The sequence below is a fragment of the Alkalicoccobacillus gibsonii genome (assembly GCF_016798245.1).
Classification (GTDB): Bacteria; Bacillota; Bacilli; order Bacillales; family Bacillaceae_D; genus Alkalicoccobacillus; species Alkalicoccobacillus gibsonii.
In genome coordinates this window covers 243,809-263,138 of record NZ_JAEUZA010000004.1, presented here as the reverse complement: position 1 = coordinate 263,138, position 19,330 = coordinate 243,809, and the positions used below count along the sequence as shown (strand labels likewise).

The following is a 19,330-nucleotide window of genomic DNA, read 5'->3' as shown; positions in this document are numbered from 1 at the left end:
TTCCTATATTGTACAGGCTTCTTATTAGAATACCAAACTCTTATTGAATGAACAATCTATATTCAGAAAAATGAAACAAAAAGAAAAAAGAGAGTCACTGTGGACTCCCCTTTTTTTCTTATAAATACTGATCAAACCACTGCCCAATGGCTTCTAGTCGTCTTAAGCGTAAACTAGGTTTTCCACTTCTTGAAAGCTCATGGTTGGCCTCCGGAAAGCGAATAAATGTTGTTGTTTTCTCACGACGCTTAAGAGCGATGTATAGTTGCTCAGCTTGCTCAATAGGACAACGGTAATCTTTTTCACCATGTAAAATGAGTAATGGCGTCTCAATTTGATTAACATAAGCCAGTGGAGAGTGCTTCCAAAGCTTATCAGTCTCATTTAAGTCCGCTTGGATTTGCCACTCTGTAAAGTAATAACCGATGTCACTTACACCGTAAAAACTTGTCCAGTTACAGATCGAACGCTGAGTTACAGCGGCTTTAAACCGATTCGTGTGACCGACAATCCAGTTTGTCATAAAGCCACCATAGCTTCCACCTGTAACACCAAGACGCGTCTCATCAATCCAAGGATTCTGTTCAAGTGTGTAATCAACAGCTGCCATAATATCGCGATAATCTCCACCGCCATAATCTCCGCGTACAGCATTCACAAATTCCTGACCATAGCCTAAGCTTCCTCTTGGATTGATATACAATACGGCAAATCCGCGGGATGTTAACGTTTGAAATTCATGCATGTAGCTGTTTGCATACATCGCATGTGGACCTCCATGAATTTCAACGATTAATGGGTAGGATTCCCCTTCACTAAAGCCAGCTGGTTTCATTAACCACCCTTGAAGCTCATGACCTTCCTCATGTGCAAAACGAATTTCCTCTGCTTGTACCACTTCGAGCTCATCAAGCACTGAATCATTACTTGTTGTAAGTCTTGTGACCTCATTTGTTTTCACCTTCGTAAGGTATAAGTCTCCAGGATGACCAGATGTACTGATTCCTGCTACCAGCGTTTGCCCATCTGGATGTAGTGCGAAGCCATACACATGCTGATCTCCCGTTAAAAGAGCTTCTCTTGTACCATCTACACTTACTTGATACACGTCGACATTCCCATTTGAAGAAACAAGTAATGAGATTGACTTGCTATCTTGACTCCAAACGAGACCAGGATCCACTGTGTTCTGCAAGAAATCTGCGGCTACAACGGGTCCTAGTTGAACATCCCAATCTGCTGTTAGCTTGGTCCATGTCGTTGTTGCAAGTTCCAACAAATAAATCTCAAAGTGAGTCGCATTCTCATACGCTCGTTCGTGAGCACGCATGGCAATGTAAGCTCCATCAGGAGAAACACTCGCTTCACTAATGACATGTGTTTGATCTGTTAATTGAACCTGTTCCTTTGTTTCAACCGAAAGAATCAGTAAGTCATTTGTAAAAACAAAGTCTGTATCCTTTTGATTTACAGTCGTAACCAAAACTTGCTGGCTATCACTCATCCAATCAAGTAGAGTGTAGGACATCTCGCCACTTGTTAACTGGGAATGCTTATGTGAGTGAATATCAACCGTAAACACATGCGTGTATTCACCTTGCCAAAATCCACTTGCATCCGATTTATATTTCATTTTATTCACAACTAACGGTTCAAGCTGCTTGTCCTCTTTGTCTTCCTTCTCGTCTTCCGGAAGCTGAACACTCGTATACGCAATCTGTGTTCCATCAGGAGACCACTTAAAATCAGTTACTCCCTTTTTCTCTTCAGTGAGCTGCTTTGGCTCGCCCCAGCCACTTAGTAAGAATAACTGTGGTGTGCCTGTACGGTTAGAAATAAATGCAAGAATCTCTTCCTTCGGTGACCATTGCGGCAACCGATTCACATGTTCACCTTGCGTTAATTGTACAGTCGAATGCGGATCAGTTAGAGATGTTTTCATTAGCTCTGCTGCATAAGAATTTTTCTCATTATGTAAGGTCGTTTCTACATAGACCAATTGCTCACCATTAGAAGAAAGCGCAGGTGACGTCACACTGCGCAGTTGAAGAAGATCTTCAGGTGTGATGACTCGTTTACTCATTCCAACACGTCCTTTTTCTCAAAATGTTCACACTACTAGAATAACAGGTTCTTTCTCTTTCGACAAAAATCAATTACTCGTTTGCACGTAAATCTTCCAAACTTTTTTTATAAATTGGCATCGCTTCTAAAATGAGCTGTTGAACCTTCCAATTATCTTTTGTTTCAGCTTGGAGAAGTTGACTTGATTCAGCAAGCTTGGCCATTACAGTTTGTGCAGAAGCCTTTACTTCATCCGGTGCTGATTCCATCATCGCATCACGTTGATTCTCAAGCTGTGTTAAGTGCTGTGTTAATGTTGCCATTTCCGCTTCTTCAAATGGCGTTTCTCCTAAATTCTTAGCAGATGCCTCCGCGACTTCAGCTAAATAGGCTCCCGCTTGATCAAACCATTTCATGACCTCTGTTTGCTCGCCCGACGGTGTGGGAACTTCATATTTCTTAACAAATGCATCATGCCCTGCTTCTTTATACAAATCAACTAATTGAATGGCTTCTTCCTTTGTGCCAGCCGCAGCAATGTATAAAAGCTCTGTATCTCCTCCAGATTCGATTGTTACCGGGTATCCATCCTGTTTAAACGTTTCTGATACTTGTTTACTTGCCTCACTAGTTGAAAAAGCACCACCCTGAATCACATATAATTCCGTTTCAGATGGTTGAGTATCTGACGCGCTCTCCGGTGCAGCTGGAGTCGTTGACACTTCTACTGCTTCGCCAGCTGTATGATTAGTGGTATCCCCATTTGTAAAGGTGAGCGTTACAAACCCTAAGCTTATTCCGATCAGTATGGCTGAAGCGACAGCCGCTACAAGTGCCCAAGGAAGCGCCTTGCCTTTTTGATAAATCGAAGTAAAGCTTTGTTTTTTTATCGTAGGTTTCTTTTTTGTCGATTCAGCTGTCTTCGTTTCGTCCCAAAGAAAAATCTCACGGTTCTCTTCTTTAGGAGGAGGAGCGAGTTGATTCTTTTCCATTACGTGATCTGGTTCTGGAAACACCCACTCTGTTTCAGGCTTTTTCTTTTTTTGTTGGGGTTTATGCTTGTCCGCTAAATCTGTCCTTGTCCCGTCTTTTGAAAACTGAAAGGAAATGGACTTCTTCTTCTCTTCCATCACAGCAACTCCTTCTGCTTTCTTTACCTAATAGATATGACAGGAAGTAGATTCATAGAACCAAAAAAAGAAGCGTTCCAGCTGGAAGCTTCTTTTTCCTATTATCTTGGATATAGTGGATTGATTTTCTCAGAACGATCAGGATACGTACGGTAGGGAGCCGTTTGTCCCATAGACTCCTCTAAGCTCGGATAATAAAAGGAAGACACCATCAGATAAAAATCAAAACTCTCCGTTTCCACCTCTTCTTCTATCCCCGCATCCTGCATTTCTTTAAAACTATCATATGAAATGGAATCAACAGATAAGATCCGTGAATAGTGTTCTAATTCTTGAACAAATGTAGCAATTCCTTCGTATTCCGTTGTACGCACTTGAACCAATGCTTGAATGGGTTCTACATTAGGAATGGTCCAATCTATCATGAGGTCAGGGTCTACTACAGGCTCTGCTACCTCAGGTTCCACTTCCTCTTCTCCAGGTTCAAGCTCAATAGTCATTTCTTCGTCCGTTGACTCCTCTACCTCATTAAACGTAATGACTCTGTTGGATTGTGGGAAGCTCTGATTTCCTTGATAGCTTACTTGCTCAATCTGGACGTCAGCAATCGCTTCTGCTTGAGAGAGAGCAAAAATCACATCGTCTTCAAGAGGGACAACCGGCAGTTTCTGTTGTAAGACGGCACTTGGCAAAACAGGGACGTCATCTGCTTTGATAAGTTCTTGATTTTGAGCTGCTTCAAGCTCGATTTGAGCAACTGCTACATCATTTTGAGCTTGTAGTAGGTTCGCTTGGGCTGGTTTTAAAAACTGCCAATAGCTGAAGAAGCAACCAATAAAAACGAGTCCTATAATGATTGAAAGGACGACCCACCTTCTTTTTGTCATATAGATTCTCACGGTTGCTCCACCTCCTCACCCTCATTGACTTCTTGCAAATTTAAGGCTAACTCGTAGGTCGCCTCGTAACGAGGTAGGATGCGGGCATTGTCGCTACCAGCCTCTTCTTCCTCGCCAGTTTGCTCTGCAACTGCCTCCGTACCAATCTCACCCATTCGAACCGCGTCAACGTACGGACTTTGAGATAGTTCGTGATAATATTGGGCCGCTTCCTGCATTTGATCAAAGCTGACCGAAAGTTCTAGCAAACCGTCTCGTTGGTAAAAGTAGCGAACAAAAAAACCGCGCTCAGGCAGGAGTCGAATAAGTTCCTCAGTAAAAGCAGAGGTCTCTACACGATAGGTTTCAAGTTGAGAAATCGCATCCTGTAGTTCTTGTTCAGGTGACAGATCAGTCGCAAGCGTTCCAGCCTCAGCCTCTAGTTCTACTTTCTGCAGTTGAAGTTCTGCAACTTCGTTAACCGCATCTGTTCGTTCGCGTTCGAGTTTACTGTAGTAGAAAAGAAAAGCAAACACGGCAATAAGGATAAGAATGATTGTGCCAATCCCCATCACGATAGGCGTCACATCTCGTTTATATCGCTCTGGTAAAAGATTAATTTCTTGAGGCTGTTGCATTAGCGGACCTCTTTTCTAAGCATTAAACCAAGTGCATCATAATACCTTGCTGGTACATAGGTGTCAGTAAATTCAAGCTGTGAGATCACCTTCATGGACTGAAAGAACAATGCACATTCCTCAACAATCACATTCATAGCAACCATGTCACCGCTAACTAACATCTTTTCAATCGTTATCTCACCTTTTAACACAGAGTATTGATAGAAACTAATGACCTTTTCCACCTCTATTAAAACGGTCTGGATCTCTGCTTTAAGAGCTTCCGCATCAAGCATCCATCGAAGCTCATTATTCCGAATCTCCCATCGTTCCTCGTCGTATGATAGAGGCCAAGTACGAGAGAAAAGCGGTTTGCCACTAGCTAGGATCGTAATATTTACAAGAGATACGTCAAATTGAACCGAAATTGTTACAGGATGATCATCTAAAAGACCTTGTTCAGTGAACAGTCGGTAGCTACAGGCTGTTGTTAAATCTGCAGCATTCGGCTGCCATCCCATTTGCTCGATTAACTGAACATACTCATTCATCACTTTTTCTTTTGAGACATATAAAAGCAGTTCTTTTGTTTCGTCATTTTCACTCAGTTTTTGATAATCAAATAAAGGATCTTCAAAAGGCAGAACAAGCGTATCACCTGCATCTATGTATAGCTGTCCTTTGATTTCCTCATCGGGTACGGTTGCCGCTACTTCATGGCGGCGGATAAGAAGTTGACTATCAGGAACACACAATTGAACGAGACTATTTTTCTTACATTCCCACTCACCCAGCTGTGACTCTAAAATGCGTTTAACGCCTTCTTTATCAACCATCTTGCCACGGTGAATAAGACCTGGGGGAAGGTATACCTCTCCAAACGTTTGAATTGTTTTTAAATCGGCCCGTTTACTTCCGACGTAACGAATCACATGGTCCTTAAACACAAGTGCATGCCTCTGTTGTTTTCTACCACTAAATATCCCCATACCCGATTCTCCTATATCTATTTAATATCAAAATCGATTACCACATCATAAATCGTTCGGTATACCACTGGATTAAGTCGATTCCAAAGAAGTAAGCCGTTATGGCGCCTGCTGCTATAAACGGTCCAAATGGAATGGGTTGACCGCGTGTAACCTTGTTCATTCGTTTTGCAACAAGTCCTACAATGGCTCCATACGTTGAAGCTAAAAATAACGTAAGAAGAACCAGCTTCCAGCCAAGAACAAGCCCAAGTACCGCGAATAATTTAATGTCGCCACCACCCATTCCACCTCGACTGACAACTGCTATTAAAAGAAGAAGCGAAAAGCCTATGGCGGCACCAGCAAACGGATCCCACCACACCGAAAGCGGTGCAAAAAATAAACGCACAACAACAAGCGGAACTGCAAAAAAGAGCAAGATCTTATCTGGAATCAACATATAACGCATATCACTAACAAAGATAATCGCAAGCATTGAAACAAAAAACAAAGCCACAATCGTTTCTGCCGTCCAACCAAACCAATAGAAGGAAAAAGCAAATAAAAAGCCAGTAATCAATTCAGTAGTTGGATATAGAAATGAGATTTTTGTATCGCATGTCCGGCATGACCCACGTTGTATCAGGAACGATAGCACTGGAATCAGCTCACGCGCTTCAAGCGTCCGATCACACTTTGTGCAATGAGAGCGAGGCGTAACCACCGACTCTCCAACAGGCACCCGGAGCCCTACCACATTATAAAAAGACCCAAACACTAAGCCAACAAGCGCTAAATACGCCACAACGATGCCATCGATCATGCATTCACCTCAATTGATAGAATTAGTCTTAATTTCATGAAACCTTGTACCTATAAGAATATCTGTTTTTTATTGGAAGTTCAATTGGGTAAGAGAAATTTAATTTGAGCTATATCGCCGCTCCAGGAGGATTCTCCGCACCTGCGCACACGGCCTCAGCCTCATCCGTGGAAGTTCACCACTCCTGAGTCTTCAGACACGAGTTTTTCCGCAGGAGTCTACGGTCCTCCTTACGCTAGATGACGCGGAACGTAAACGACGAACGATCCGGGGATCGTTCGTCAGATTAAATAAAAACTTAAAATTTACTGTCCTTCTGGTAGGTTTACTAATGATCTTCCCTTGTCTCTTAATTCTGCAATAGTTTTGTTGTTAATATTTGTTTTGTCTGATACTAATGTCACATTATAATTGGACCCATTAATAACAACTTTACTTGCGGTTCCGTTGTATTTTCCATCTGTTCCTGGCGCATCTGGATTTTCAATCAAATTATCGTCTACTAATTCTTTCAAAGTAAATTCTGTCTTTGAATTACCTCCAAGGTTCGATGCCTTAGCTGTTTTCACTGCATTCACCATTTGCTCTGCATTCGCAATATGCGCGTCTTTTCTTGTGTTATCGATAATTCCACCAATACTCGGAATCGCAATCGCAGCAATGATCCCTAGGATAACGACTACTGCTAGTAACTCAATAAGAGTTAGGCCTTTCTGGTTTTTCAAATGCTTTTGTAGTAATGCTTTCATTTTTGTCCGCCTCCACTTTAGTTAGGTTTTGTTTTATAAACAACAAAAAACCGACCTTGCATGTCCAATAAGACGATGCCGGCCGGTTGCACTAGTAGCTCCAATCTATCCAAGTGCCCAGATACAGATAGATTTTCAACGCTTTCCGAGTTGTATGTAAGTGTTGGTATTTGTTGTTTATTTGATAATCCTAGATTATCCTATCTCAATCTATTTGTCTAGTACTTTTTTACCCTATAGTTGTAAATATTTTAAACATAGGAACCATAATGGCTAGGACAATCGTTCCTACTATCCCTGCCAATAGGATGATCATGGTTGGTTCTATTAAAGCTTTAATTTGATCGGTTGCTGCTTCTACCTCTGCTTCATAGAATTCAGCTGCTTTTTCAAGCATGGCGTCAAGTGACCCTGATTTTTCACCTACGCTAATCATTTGTGTCACAAGAGGTGGGAAGGCCCAATGAGCTTCCAGTGGTGCAGAAAGTGTATTACCTGCCTGTAGCGATTTTCTTGCTTCCTTTATCACTTGTGCAATAACTTGGTTCTCTGCCACCTTCTCAACAATCGTTAATGCTTGAAGTACGGGAACAGAGCTTTGAAATAAGGCGCCGAGTGTTTGTGTGACTCGCGCAAGCTCTGACTTTTGTAGCAACCCGCCAAACACAGGTAAGCGCAATAACACTGTATCAAGTAGCATACGAGTTTTTGGATTCCTACGTCCTGCCTTCCAGCCTAAAACGGCTAGTACTGCAAGTAACGGAACGGTCCACCAAAAGATGAGCGCAAAGTCACCAGCGGCCATCACAAATTTAGTAATCGCAGGCAGATCACCGCCAAAGCTTGCAAACATACTAGCAAAGGTTGGGACAACAAAGACGAGTAAAAAGATAATAATAGCTATCGCTACAACACCTACAAAAAGTGGATATGTTAATGTAGCTAACACCTTTTGTCTTAAGCGATGTTGCTTCTCATAGTAGCTTGCTAGTCGATCAAGGATATCGTCTAATCGTCCGCCTGCTTCACCGGCCTTTACCATATTCACAAATAAAGGAGGGAAAAGGTCTCCTTGTTTGGCTGAAGCTGTTGATAATGATTTACCCGCCCTTACATCTTCTTCCACGAGTGTTAGTGCGGCTTGTAGTGGCTTACTTGATGTTTGCTTTTTTAATACATGTATCGTTTCAATAACGGGGACACCCGCTTTAAGTAAAGTTGAGAACTGCCTAAGAAACAAGACAAAATCCTTTGATTTCACTTTTGGTTTCAGAATTTGAATATCTTGGTACAAGCCTTGCTGTAGTTCTTCAATGGCTGTGACTGAAATTCGTTTTTCTTTAAGAAGCTCGATCGCCGCAGCTTCATCATTTGCTTGTGTTTTGCCTTTTACCGGCTTTCCAAAAGGGTCTCTTCCAGTGTACGAAAAGGTCGCCATTAACTTACATTCCCCTTTGAATAAATTGATAGAACCTCAGGGCTTAGCACTTCTTGCTTTACAAGCTCTGTCATTGACGTATCCATCGTCATCATTCCTTCAGCCCTGCTTGTTTGAATCACATTTTGGATCTGATGAATCTTTTCATTTCGAATAAGATTTTTCACTGCTGAATTATTAATCAAAATCTCAGTGGCTGCTCGGCGCCCTTTATGATCTGCTGTTCTAAATAAACGCTGGGATATAACCGCATGCAACACTGAAGCAAGCTGAATACGAACCTGAGCCTGCTGCGCTGGTGGGAACACATCAATGATCCGGTCAATGGTTGAAGGAGCATCTGTTGTATGCAATGTCCCAAGGACAAGATGCCCGGTCTCTGCAGCAGTAATCGCCGTTGAAATCGTTTCAAGATCGCGCATTTCACCTACAAGAATGATATCAGGATCTTGCCTCAAACATCCCTTTAATCCATTCGCAAAGTTCTTTGTATCAAACCCCACCTCACGTTGATTCACAACAGACATCTGATGACGATGCAAATATTCAATCGGGTCCTCAAGTGTAATGATGTGCTTGGCTTCGGTTCGATTCACTTGATCAATCATGGCTGCAAGTGTAGTTGATTTCCCACTTCCTGTTGGACCTGTCACTAAAACTAACCCTTGAGGTTGCTGCACAATTTCTTTTAAAATTGGCGGCATGTTCAGCTCGTCCAGCTTAGGAATTGTAGTTGGAATCACTCGTATAGCCATACCTATACAAGAACGTTGAAAATAAGCGTTAATTCGAAACCGAGACACTCTAGGAATACCAAAGGAGAAATCCAGCTCTCCCTTTTTCTCAAATTCACTCATCAAATCTTGAGGGATGATTGCTTCAGCCATTTGTCTCGTATCATCTGGAGTGAGCTTTTCCTCACCATCTGGAGCAAGCTCTCCATTTATCCGAAAAATAGGTGCTGTACCGACGGTTAAATGAATATCAGAAGCGCCTTTCGTAAAAGCAGTTGAAAGTAACGTTTCAAGTTTTTCTTTCACTTCGTTACCCTCCTCTTAATGATGTAGTGTTACGTGAAGCACTTCTTCTAAGGTTGTTAAGCCTTGTTTCACCTTTAATAACCCATCGTCTAATAAGAAAATCATTCCGTTACTTGTCGCGTAGTCGTGAATGTTTTGAATGGTTTCCTTGTTCATTAAAAGCTGCCTGATTGTTTCATCGATGATTAGCATTTCATGAATAGCGATCCTTCCTGAATAGCCTGTGTCACCGCAATGACTACAGCCCTCACCTCGGTGAAGCTGAGTGACAGTCATACCACGCTTCTCAAATTGTTCACGTTCCAATTCATTTGGGGTATGGGCTTGTCTGCAAGTAGGACAAATTCTGCGTACAAGACGTTGACCAACTACACCTGATAAACCCGAAGCGACTAAATAAGGCTCAATCCCCATTTCTGTTAACCGCGGAATCGCTGCAATGGCACTATTTGTATGAAGTGTACTTAAAACCAAATGTCCTGTCAGAGAAGCACGAACTGCAATTTCTGCTGTTTCAGTATCACGAATTTCACCAATCATGACGATATTTGGATCTTGTCGTAGAATGGCTCGAAGCCCTTTTGCAAAGGTAAGTCCAACCTGGCTGTTCACCTGCACCTGATTAATGCCGTTAATATGGTACTCCACCGGATCTTCTACCGTCACAATATTTACTTGATCCGTATTTAAATGATGCAAGCCCGCATATAACGTAGATGTTTTTCCAGAACCCGTTGGCCCCGTTAATAAAATTAGACCAGATGGGTTCTCGAGCATTAACCGAAACATTTTCTCATGAACTTGATTCAACCCTAGAGAACTTAAATCCGTGCGTTCACTTAAGCCAGCTAGCAACCGGATCACAATTTTTTCACCAAAGATTGTCGGTAATGTAGAAATTCTCATGTCCACATGCTCTGAGCCAACTAACACTTTAATTCGACCATCCTGTGGCAACCGGTTTTCCGTAATATTTAATTCACCCATAATCTTAATCCGAGCGGTTAGCGCACTTAAAATGGAAGATGAGTACGTACGCTCTGTTCTTAGCATGCCATCTATCCGGTAACGCACCATAAATGTTTTTTCTAGCGGGTCAATATGTATATCACTGGCACGTTGGTTTAATCCATGCTGCAGCAACTGATCCACTAATTTGATAATCGGAGCATCCGTATCCTCTATAACAGGCTCTTCTTTAGATACCGTTTCTGTTTTTGCTGTCGCGTCTTCAATTAACGAATCATTGATTTGATAGTAGCGTTCGATCGCTTCCATTACTTCAGCTCGAACGGCAATCTGAGGCTCCACTTGGAACCCAGTGATCATTTGCAAGTCATCAATGGCGAAATAATCAAGGGGATCAGCCATTGCTACCTGCAGAAGGTCCTCTTGCTTTTCAATTGGAATTAACGTATATTTTCGGGCTAACTCTTCTGGAATTAGTTTTAACACTTGTGTATCGACGGCTGTACGATATAAGTTCACATGCTTGATTCCTAGCTGAGTCTCCAACGCTTTAATGAGTTCATGCTCCGTTATTAAATCTCTCTCAAGAAGCGCATCACCCAGACGTTGGCCTGAGCGTTTTTCCTGTAGGGCCAATTGAACCTGATCGCTGCTTAAGTAACCAGCCTCAACTAATAAGTCACCAATTTTCTTTTTAACTCTCATCTTTCTGCTCCTCATCAGTTGGTTCAGATTCACCTTTTACAGCCTCATCTTCCTGTGGTTCTTCTGCTTGTGACGGTTGAGTCTGTAAAGCGTTATTCGCATCAGGAGAACTTTCCTGAGGGTTCTCTATCACATTAGGTGTGACTTGTCCTTCTGGTAAATCAATAATGACAGGTTGTAGATCCTGATCTATAAGTGGCTCTGGTTCAGGTTCTGGTACAGCGTACACACTTCGCTCTTCGATATCGGGCCTAGCCGCTACATAGTCTCTAGCGAGGAGAAGCGTTTCTACTTCTACTTGATTGGCTCCAACTTCCTTGCGATATAATGTTGCTGCAAAGCCTTGTTTCCCGTTTTCAATAAGCTGTGAATCTCCAGCTCGACGCTTCTTTGAGTATTGAATCTCAAGCCGAGGTTGAATCGTTTCTTGATCTTCAATAACGAGCTCATATTCATGTAGATAGGGTGTTCCTAGAAGCTCAACAATGAGCCCGTCATTTGAGAAGATGGTATGTAGTTCTAATGGTGCGTAATTTGGATTATAAAAAATCAAATCACGATGATCTTCATTTACCGACGCACTAAATCCAATATCCGTAGCATAGGGCAACTTGCTTGGACTGTGATGCTCAATTAGTTCAAGATTAGATTTTGCCATCACTTGATACACAGCTGACGCAAACAAATCAAGGCTTTCTCCGCCAACCACTACCTGGTTCATCTCAGAAAGTGCGTCTTTTAAGGAAAAAGTTTGTCTTGGTTCAAGAACATAGCCATCTAATGCATTAGCCCATTGCTGTAAGAGAGTTGATTCCAAATATGGCTTGTACACATTAGCAAGTACCGTTTGCTCTTCCGCTACCCCATCAATGTATGGAGCGAGATGAATAGATACTGGTGTATTCTGCTGCTCGTTTACTTGACGCTCAATCTCTTCCTTTAACATAGGAATTTCCACCAAGCCCTGTAATTCAGCAGATTCAATCTGGCCAATTGCCTCTGTTAACATCGTAATGTCAATGGTAGCATCCTCTTCCACAGTTTCAGGCATGTCTATTGCTAAATCAGACACAGGTAATTGTAGTGCTTCAACAGGGAGTACAACCTTTGAATCATACAAATGTAACGAGATCGTCTGACTAGCTCTTCTCTCATCCATTTGTTTAAGAAGCTCGACTTGTGCCTCATCTGGTGAGAGACCACCTACCTCCACTCCTGCAATCCTCGTTCCCGCTTGATATTCATTTGCCAAAGCTCTCATATCTATAAACCGACCAACAAACAAGCTTGCTACGAACAAACAAGTCATAAGCGACACGACTAGGCCCATTTTTAAAAATGATTTCATCTGTTATTCATTACTCCTCTATTTGAATTCGTCTGCGGCGACCCGTCATTAATTCTTCAGATTCATCTACTTCTACTTCTGTTAACGCTTGTTTTCGTATAAGAACAGGCTCAGACTCCTCTTCGTTTGCAACTGGAACAATGGACTTAGTTACTACATCGTTCAGTTCTTCTGTTACCGCTATTTCTGCAAAAGCAGATTCACTTTGAGGAAACACCCATTCGAACGTTGGCTGATCTTGTTCTCGCTCAAGACGTGCCGCAAGTATCAAACTAGCCAGAACCAGCATAACGATTGATAGAAGCAGCGTTAAGGATAAGGGAAACAATAGATAGGATGCGGATGCCGCCAAAGCGATCCCTACAGAAGCTCCAATCATCATGAATTTTAATTTCATTGAAAGTTGAAGCGTTTTTAAAAGTAAAAATACTAAACTAATAACAAGAATTGCTCCCATAAAAAAAGAGAGTGTATAAACCATACACATTCACCAGCCTTTTTAGACTATAAAATAAGATTATCTATTGATCTTCATAATTATTTAGATACAGGTAGATCAGACTTATTGTATAATAAAGTAAAAGTTTTGGATACATATGATTAGGAATATTTTTTCACGACAGGAGTCGGTGATATGAGTCGAAATGAAAAGGGTTTAACTTTAATAGAGTTGCTTGCTTCAATGGTCATCCTATCAATCTTTGCCATTGGTTTTGCAACGATGCTAATGAACGGATTAAAAGCAAATGAACGAAACCAGATTGTGATGGAGGCTACACTCGTCGCGCAGTCTGAAATAGAAGGTATGCGTTTGAATAAAGCACCAGATTTCTGCAAGAAGAATACTAGTTCAAAAGACGGATTCACCATAACTCGTTCGATCCGAGCAGAGAATCAGTTATGTCATGTAACGGTTAAGGTTGATTACTCAAATCTACTTCCAGAACCGGTTCTACTGGAAACCGAACTAAACATTCCAAAGGCGGTAAGTGCACGATGAGACCTTTCATTCAAAACCAAAAAGGAGCAGCACTTCCCGTGGTTCTTGGGATTATCGTTGTTGGAACATTAGTCGGACTTGGCTTGCTCGGCTTTCTTTTTAATGAAATTAGCAAAAGCCAAACGGTAACTGAATCGATCCAGGCGAAGTATGCAGCAGAAGCGGGTGCTGAAACATTACTCAGTGTGATCGAACACAAACCGGCGGAGCTTATTGATATCCAGAAGAAAAGCTGTTCAGCTGAGAAGGTTTCTTCTAAAAAGATGAATGGCTATGATCTAGTGCTCAAGTGTTCAATGACCGAAAAAAACATCACATTAACTAGCACGGCAAGCGGTGAACAATCACATACAACAACTGTCACTTTAGACGTGACAAAAACATCCCCTCTTGAATTGAAGGTGAGCTCATGGGAATAAAAGATCGGTTAAAAAATGAAAAAGGTCTTACACTCATAGAAGTTTTAGCTAGTGTTGCGATACTCCTTATTGTTCTTGGAATTGGTATGGCAGCCCTCATGCAAAGCTCCGTATTAACTAGCAAAGTCCAAGGAGAATCTCAGGATCGACAAGATATGCAGGTAGGGTTGTTGGAGCTCACAAAGGCTGTGCAATCGGCGACAGATATAAAAAAAGGTGCAGATAACAACAATTTCGAGATTGTTGATGCAGATAATCGTACAAGTAAATATCAGTTAGCAAATGGTCTCCTGAATTCTGATTCTAATGATGGTCAGACACAAATAGAAGGAATTCAGAAAATGACTATTCAAGAGGGAAAAGGAATTACGTTAGAAATTGAGGATTTAGAGGAGCCTGTGGTGCTTGCGACTAGAGGAACAGAAATCAAAACAGAACTAAATGCACCCACAGAAGATTTATATTACGACGTGATATGTTTACCAGGTCAACCTTTCACTTATGATAGTTATCCTCAAATTGGCGAAGCAGAAAAAGCAGGAAATTTGTCATGTAATACCTCAACTGGAGTTCTAACTTTTAAAAACCAAAAGAGCGTTGATTTAACAGGTGGTAACCTTAGAATCTATACAATAACTATTAATTTCGAGTATAGAGCAACGCTAACACTAAATAATGGAAACCTTTCATTACCTAAAACAAAAAATTTAAACGTACTTAATCATGGAGAACTTATTATTAAAAATGGTTCCCTCAATATTAAAGAGAATATTAATATAGGTAATAGTAGTTCTTTAAAGGTTGCACATAACTTAACAGATTTTAAATCTTTAGATGTTACCTCTAGTAATAATAGTACAATTAATGTTGGAAGAAATTTATCAGGAGGAGAAGCTAAATTAAAGAATGACAATATTTTAAATGTCAATGGTAATATTGAGTTAGAGAACAACTTGGAGATCTTATCAACTAATAATATTTTATCAACAGAAGGTGATGTATTAATAAAAGGAAATGCATTGTTGTTTCAAAAAATAAAAATGGAAGTTTTAGGAGACTTAATTGTAGATGGAAATATTTCATTTTCTTACAGTGGAGGTACTACTATAGATATAAAAAAAGATTTTATCATTAAAGGAAATGCAGATTTTGGGCAGAGCTATAAACACAATGTTGCAGGACTATTTTACGTAGGCAAAGATCTAAACGTTCAAAAAGATACAGTGATTTCAAGTAATGGTGATATTGTAGTGAAAGGTAATATTAAAAATGGGCAATCAACTAAGTTAACAAGTAAAAGCTCAATTTATGTGAAGGGTACCATTCAAACAGATAGGAATGATACTATAATAGCTAGCAAAAATTTTTATGTAGAGAACAATATTCATATCAATTCAGCAGTAAAAATAGATATCCATGAAAACTCCTTTATACAAGGTTCAATTTATTTCCCAGAAAGTAAGTGGAATATTGAAGGAGGATACTTCAAGACAAATCAAACTCTTACATACACAGGAAATTTAAATGGATCAAGAATTGATGGTCATAACAATGATAGAAATATACTACTAGCCACAGATTCTAACATAGTTAGCAAGATTACTTTTCCTTCGTTTCCATCATATTAGTATTCTTAATAAATATAAAACGCCAAGACTAAAAGTCTTTGGCGTTTTATATTACTGGTTAACTATTAAGCCCATATTACTTCCACTCTTCAAATACCCCCGTACCTCCGAAATAAAATACAGAGAACCCGTAAGTAATATAATCTCATCCTTACTCCAGTTACTCATCAACTCTTCCAGCGCATCCTTCCAGTCCTCGTTCACCGAAGCCGGTATCCCCTCTGGCGTCTGTTCAAGTAACTCTTTTGGTTCGGCTGCTCTAAAGAAGTCGAAGCTTGTCCATGTAATGTGTATATTCGTATGATTAAATGGTGCGAGCAGTTTTTTGACGTCTTTCTCTTTTGTCATTCCTGCTAGCATGTGAATGTTATAGGTTGGATAATGGTTTGCTAGTGTTGTGGCTAATGCCTTCATGCCTTCTTCGTTATGTGCGCCATCGGCGATCACAAGTGGTTGGTCTGAAAGCTGTTCAAATCTGCCTGGCCAATTGGTATCAGCTAATCCTTTTTTGCACGCTTCATCTGAGATGTGATAATGGGTGTGCTCTCTAAGATAAAACATGGCCATTAGGGCCACACTCGCGTTTTCAAGCTGATGTTCGCCCCTCATTGTTGTTTTTAAATGAGTCAGTCTACCAAGGGGTGAATCGAATGTAAAGCTTTGTCCATTCTGATTAACCTTGATTTCCATCTTGTAAAAGTCTTCACCAAGCTGAAAAAATGATGTATCTCGCTCAATGGCCGTTTCTTTTAAAACAGCTAGTGCGTCTAGGTTTGAGACCGCTGAAAGCACGGGAATGCCTTTCTTAATGATACCGGCTTTTTCAGCAGCAATTTCTTCTATCGTTGACCCAAGGATGTGCATATGGTCATGACCAATAGATGTAATGATTGATAAAAGAGGTTTAATCACATTCGTTGAATCAAGTCTTCCCCCGAGGCCCACTTCAACAAGTACAATGTCCGGCTTTGCTTCATTGGCAAAATGCTCAAACATGATAGCTGTGATGACCTCAAATTCTGTTGGTGATTCAAGCTCTGTTTGCGCCAATTCTTCGACAAGTGGTCGAACTTTATTCGCAGCAGCGATCAAATCATCTTCAGATATTGGATTCCCATTCATCGATATGCGTTCTTCAAAGCATTCCATATATGGGGATGTAAATGTTCCAACCTGGTACCCGTTTGCTTCAAGCATATGACGCATAAAACTAACCGTGGACCCTTTTCCATTTGTTCCGGCTACATGAATCATATTTAATTTAGATTCTGGATTTCCTAATCGCTCCAGCATCCAGTCCATTCGTTTTAATCCTGGTTTAATTCCAAAAGGTAACAGACTGTGAATCCAATTAATGGTCTCTTCTCTTGTATTCATGTTCACTCTCCCACTCTGTATCCCTGTCTACTGTCTATATTATAGCGAGGAACCGATGCGAAATTCAATATGTCTAAAGAGGTAGAAACATATTGTTCGATAATCATTTTGTTAGGATGATCAACCTTTTTGTCTTTTATCCACTTTGATGGCCAGTAAGATGGACGTATGGACAAGGACTCCAATAAGCAAGGAAGTTGTGATATCTCCTGTTACTGATGTTAAAAGATAAACAAATATAGTGGTTCCAATCAATAGTAGAGTCAACCAAGCAATGATGGTACGCATAACGCTCCTCCATGTTCTGTATTTAATGAAGACTATTCCTCATAGGAGGACTACATACCTCTAAAATAAAAACATACTAAGATTAGTGGGTAAGATCATCGACGGATGAATCTTACCCACTATTTTTCGTTTAGGCGTATAGTGAGAGGTGAAAGAAAGCTCGACCAAAGTCTCAGGGATCTAGAATCCGTATAAAAAACCGAGCTTCTTCACTTTCATTGCTGAATCAGGTTTAAGTATGTTGGGGCCACTGAGCTCGTGTAGAGGAAATTAGAATCGGAATGAATAAGTGAAGACCTCTCAATGTTAAATGAAAAGAGGAAAAATGATGGAGTTTGTAGTCGCTTTAGATGTATCAATGGGGAAAAGTTACTCGGTCATTTATCAAGACCAAAGATGTTTGTACGAAGAAGAAATTTCTCATAATCAACTAGGTTTTCAACAGCTATTCGATCACATTCAGACCCTTCCAGGGAGTGTGACGGTTGTCTTTGAAGCCACAGGGATTTATTCTAAACCAGTGGAGTCGTTTTGCCAAAGGAATGCCTTACGTTACTGTATCTTGAATCCGTTAGAAGCGAAAAAACAACTTGAGCTAGGGACACTTAGAAGTTGGAAAACCGACAAACACGATGCCCACTTATTAGCTCAGTCTCATTCCCTTCACAGAAGAGAGGAGAAGCGAACGCAATCCGCCATCTATCAAAACCTTAGAGACTTCTCACGTTTTTATCAAGAGATTGAAGAGGAAATTAAACGGATGCGTATGTATCTCCACAATGCGCTCCAGTTGAGTTTCCCAGAGCTTGAACAGTTTTTCTCAAGTAGAGTCACTCCCTACGCATTAAGTTTGATGGAACTTTTTCCTCATCCAGATCTTGTTTTGGACTCGAGTATAACCAAAATCAAAAATCAGCTGATCCTTCATACGTCAAAGAACATTTCACAGAATCGCGCAAAACAGAAAGCGGTAGAGATTATGAGCTACGCTCACTCTTCTTACCCATCTGTCCCTCCAGAAAGTGTTCAAACTCAAAAGGTACGGTACTATGCGCGTCAGCTTCTTCATCTTTTAGAAGAAAAAGAGCGCGTAGCTAAAGAACTGATCGAGGAAGCCAAAAATCTTCCTGAGTTTGAATTATTTCTTAGCGTACCTGGTATTGGAGAGATTAGTGCAGCTCTTGTGATGGGGGAACTTGGTGATCTGTCCCGCTTCTCCAATCACAAAAAAGTGAACGCTTTTGTGGGAATTGATATACGGAGGTATCAATCTGGTAAATATCATGGACAGGATCATATCAATGAACGCGGAAACCCTAAAGGGAGGAAGATTTTATACATCATCATTCGGAATATGATTCGCCAACAGAAAGCAGCTCCTAACCATATTGTCGATTATTATTACAAACTAAAAAAGCAACCTACCCCCAAGAAGGACAAGGTTGCCGTTGTCGCTTGTATGAACAAGCTCATAAAGTGTATGTATTCCATGGCCTGGAACCATACAAAGTACGATTACTCGCACGCGGTCTCAATGGACCAATAACTAGAGTATATCATAGGAACCTCATTTAAAAATAGACAAGAATGAGGTTTATTTTCTATGCCTACATTTACAGTAACATCTTCAACATATTTTCTTAAAACCTATTGACTAAACGTAGGAAAGAGGCTGGGATATAACATTAATGCGAATGGCAAAACACGAACACAGCATTTCATCCGCTACAGGAGAATCCCTCGCTTTCCACGGGAACGGCCTCAGCCCCTTCCGCGGTAAAAGCGCCGCTACAGTGTCTTTACCGCGTTCTGTTCCGTTGGAGTCTCGGGTTCTCCTTCCGCTCGTCTTACTAAATAATCCAAAAAACATGAATGGCGAATGA

At 40.8% G+C, this 19,330-nt stretch carries 18 protein-coding genes and 1 riboswitch; of the genes, 4 read left to right on the top strand and 14 right to left on the bottom strand.

What is annotated here, in order from left to right:
* Positions 1 to 118 precede the first annotated feature (118 nt).
* The 12 genes from JNO66_RS16320 to JNO66_RS16265 form a co-directional block, all read right to left on the bottom strand.
* Complete coding sequence (locus JNO66_RS16320) at positions 119 to 2,083, bottom strand: alpha/beta hydrolase family protein (protein ID WP_203089934.1); 1,965 nt, start codon at positions 2,081 to 2,083, stop codon at positions 119 to 121.
* Between the two features lie 73 nt (positions 2,084 to 2,156).
* Entirely contained in the window at positions 2,157 to 3,194 is a 1,038-nt protein-coding gene (locus tag JNO66_RS16315) for an SPOR domain-containing protein (RefSeq protein WP_203089931.1), read from the bottom strand.
* Between the two features lie 101 nt (positions 3,195 to 3,295).
* Positions 3,296 to 4,081, bottom strand: coding sequence for a hypothetical protein (locus JNO66_RS16310; RefSeq protein ID WP_210340914.1), 786 nt, complete (start codon positions 4,079 to 4,081; stop codon positions 3,296 to 3,298).
* 8 nt (positions 4,082 to 4,089) lie between these two features.
* Complete coding sequence (locus tag JNO66_RS16305) at positions 4,090 to 4,710, bottom strand: hypothetical protein (RefSeq protein WP_203089926.1); 621 nt, start codon at positions 4,708 to 4,710, stop codon at positions 4,090 to 4,092.
* Positions 4,710 to 5,681 (bottom strand): type IV pilus biogenesis protein PilM, encoded by a 972-nt coding sequence (pilM, locus tag JNO66_RS16300; RefSeq protein WP_203089923.1) that lies wholly within the window; start codon positions 5,679 to 5,681, stop codon positions 4,710 to 4,712. Before pilM ends, JNO66_RS16305 begins: the two co-directional genes overlap by 1 nt.
* A 37-nt stretch (positions 5,682 to 5,718) precedes the next feature.
* Positions 5,719 to 6,486 carry a prepilin peptidase gene (locus JNO66_RS16295; protein ID WP_203089920.1) on the bottom strand — a complete coding sequence of 256 codons (768 nt, stop codon included), beginning with the start codon at positions 6,484 to 6,486 and terminating at the stop codon, positions 5,719 to 5,721.
* A 305-nt stretch (positions 6,487 to 6,791) separates the two neighbouring features.
* The gene (locus JNO66_RS16290) at positions 6,792 to 7,235 is read right to left on the bottom strand and encodes a type II secretion system protein (protein ID WP_203089917.1); all 444 of its coding nucleotides are present in this window, start codon (positions 7,233 to 7,235) and stop codon (positions 6,792 to 6,794) included.
* Positions 7,236 to 7,306: 71 nt separating this feature from the next.
* A riboswitch (cyclic di-GMP riboswitch) is annotated at positions 7,307 to 7,390 on the bottom strand.
* A 74-nt stretch (positions 7,391 to 7,464) separates the two neighbouring features.
* Positions 7,465 to 8,673 (bottom strand): type II secretion system F family protein, encoded by a 1,209-nt coding sequence (locus JNO66_RS16285; RefSeq protein ID WP_203089914.1) that lies wholly within the window; start codon positions 8,671 to 8,673, stop codon positions 7,465 to 7,467.
* Entirely contained in the window at positions 8,673 to 9,713 is a 1,041-nt protein-coding gene (locus JNO66_RS16280; protein WP_203089911.1) for a type IV pilus twitching motility protein PilT, read from the bottom strand. The genes JNO66_RS16285 and JNO66_RS16280 overlap by 1 nt, the downstream gene beginning before the upstream one ends.
* Before the next feature lie 15 nt (positions 9,714 to 9,728).
* Positions 9,729 to 11,387 carry a GspE/PulE family protein gene (locus tag JNO66_RS16275; protein ID WP_203089908.1) on the bottom strand — a complete coding sequence of 553 codons (1,659 nt, stop codon included), beginning with the start codon at positions 11,385 to 11,387 and terminating at the stop codon, positions 9,729 to 9,731.
* Positions 11,377 to 12,735, bottom strand: coding sequence for a VanW family protein (locus JNO66_RS16270; protein ID WP_203089906.1), 1,359 nt, complete (start codon positions 12,733 to 12,735; stop codon positions 11,377 to 11,379). The genes JNO66_RS16275 and JNO66_RS16270 overlap by 11 nt, the downstream gene beginning before the upstream one ends.
* Before the next feature lie 10 nt (positions 12,736 to 12,745).
* Positions 12,746 to 13,192, bottom strand: coding sequence for a hypothetical protein (locus JNO66_RS16265; RefSeq protein WP_210340913.1), 447 nt, complete (start codon positions 13,190 to 13,192; stop codon positions 12,746 to 12,748).
* A 177-nt stretch (positions 13,193 to 13,369) separates the two neighbouring features.
* On the opposite strand from JNO66_RS16265, the gene JNO66_RS16260 reads away from it, so the two are divergent.
* From JNO66_RS16260 to JNO66_RS16250, 3 genes are read left to right on the top strand one after another with little or no spacing between them, the layout of a single operon-like run.
* Complete coding sequence (locus JNO66_RS16260; protein WP_203089902.1) at positions 13,370 to 13,735, top strand: type IV pilus modification PilV family protein; 366 nt, start codon at positions 13,370 to 13,372, stop codon at positions 13,733 to 13,735.
* Positions 13,732 to 14,154 (top strand): hypothetical protein, encoded by a 423-nt coding sequence (locus JNO66_RS16255; RefSeq protein WP_203089900.1) that lies wholly within the window; start codon positions 13,732 to 13,734, stop codon positions 14,152 to 14,154. Before JNO66_RS16260 ends, JNO66_RS16255 begins: the two co-directional genes overlap by 4 nt.
* On the top strand, positions 14,145 to 15,782 hold the full coding sequence (locus JNO66_RS16250; protein WP_203089898.1) for a prepilin-type N-terminal cleavage/methylation domain-containing protein: 1,638 nt from the start codon (positions 14,145 to 14,147) through the stop codon (positions 15,780 to 15,782). Before JNO66_RS16255 ends, JNO66_RS16250 begins: the two co-directional genes overlap by 10 nt.
* 51 nt (positions 15,783 to 15,833) lie before the next feature.
* Here the strand turns inward: JNO66_RS16250 and JNO66_RS16245 are convergent, their stop codons facing one another.
* Both JNO66_RS16245 and JNO66_RS16240 read right to left on the bottom strand, forming a co-directional pair.
* A complete protein-coding gene (locus JNO66_RS16245; protein WP_203089896.1) occupies positions 15,834 to 17,159 on the bottom strand; it encodes a bifunctional folylpolyglutamate synthase/dihydrofolate synthase in 1,326 nt (441 codons plus the stop codon).
* A gap of 120 nt (positions 17,160 to 17,279) precedes the next feature.
* Positions 17,280 to 17,447, bottom strand: coding sequence for a hypothetical protein (locus JNO66_RS16240; RefSeq protein WP_203089894.1), 168 nt, complete (start codon positions 17,445 to 17,447; stop codon positions 17,280 to 17,282).
* 310 nt (positions 17,448 to 17,757) lie between these two features.
* Here JNO66_RS16240 and JNO66_RS16235 point away from each other — a divergent pair, with 310 nt between their 5' ends.
* On the top strand, positions 17,758 to 18,993 hold the full coding sequence (locus JNO66_RS16235; protein ID WP_246483324.1) for an IS110 family RNA-guided transposase: 1,236 nt from the start codon (positions 17,758 to 17,760) through the stop codon (positions 18,991 to 18,993).
* Positions 18,994 to 19,330 lie beyond the last annotated feature (337 nt).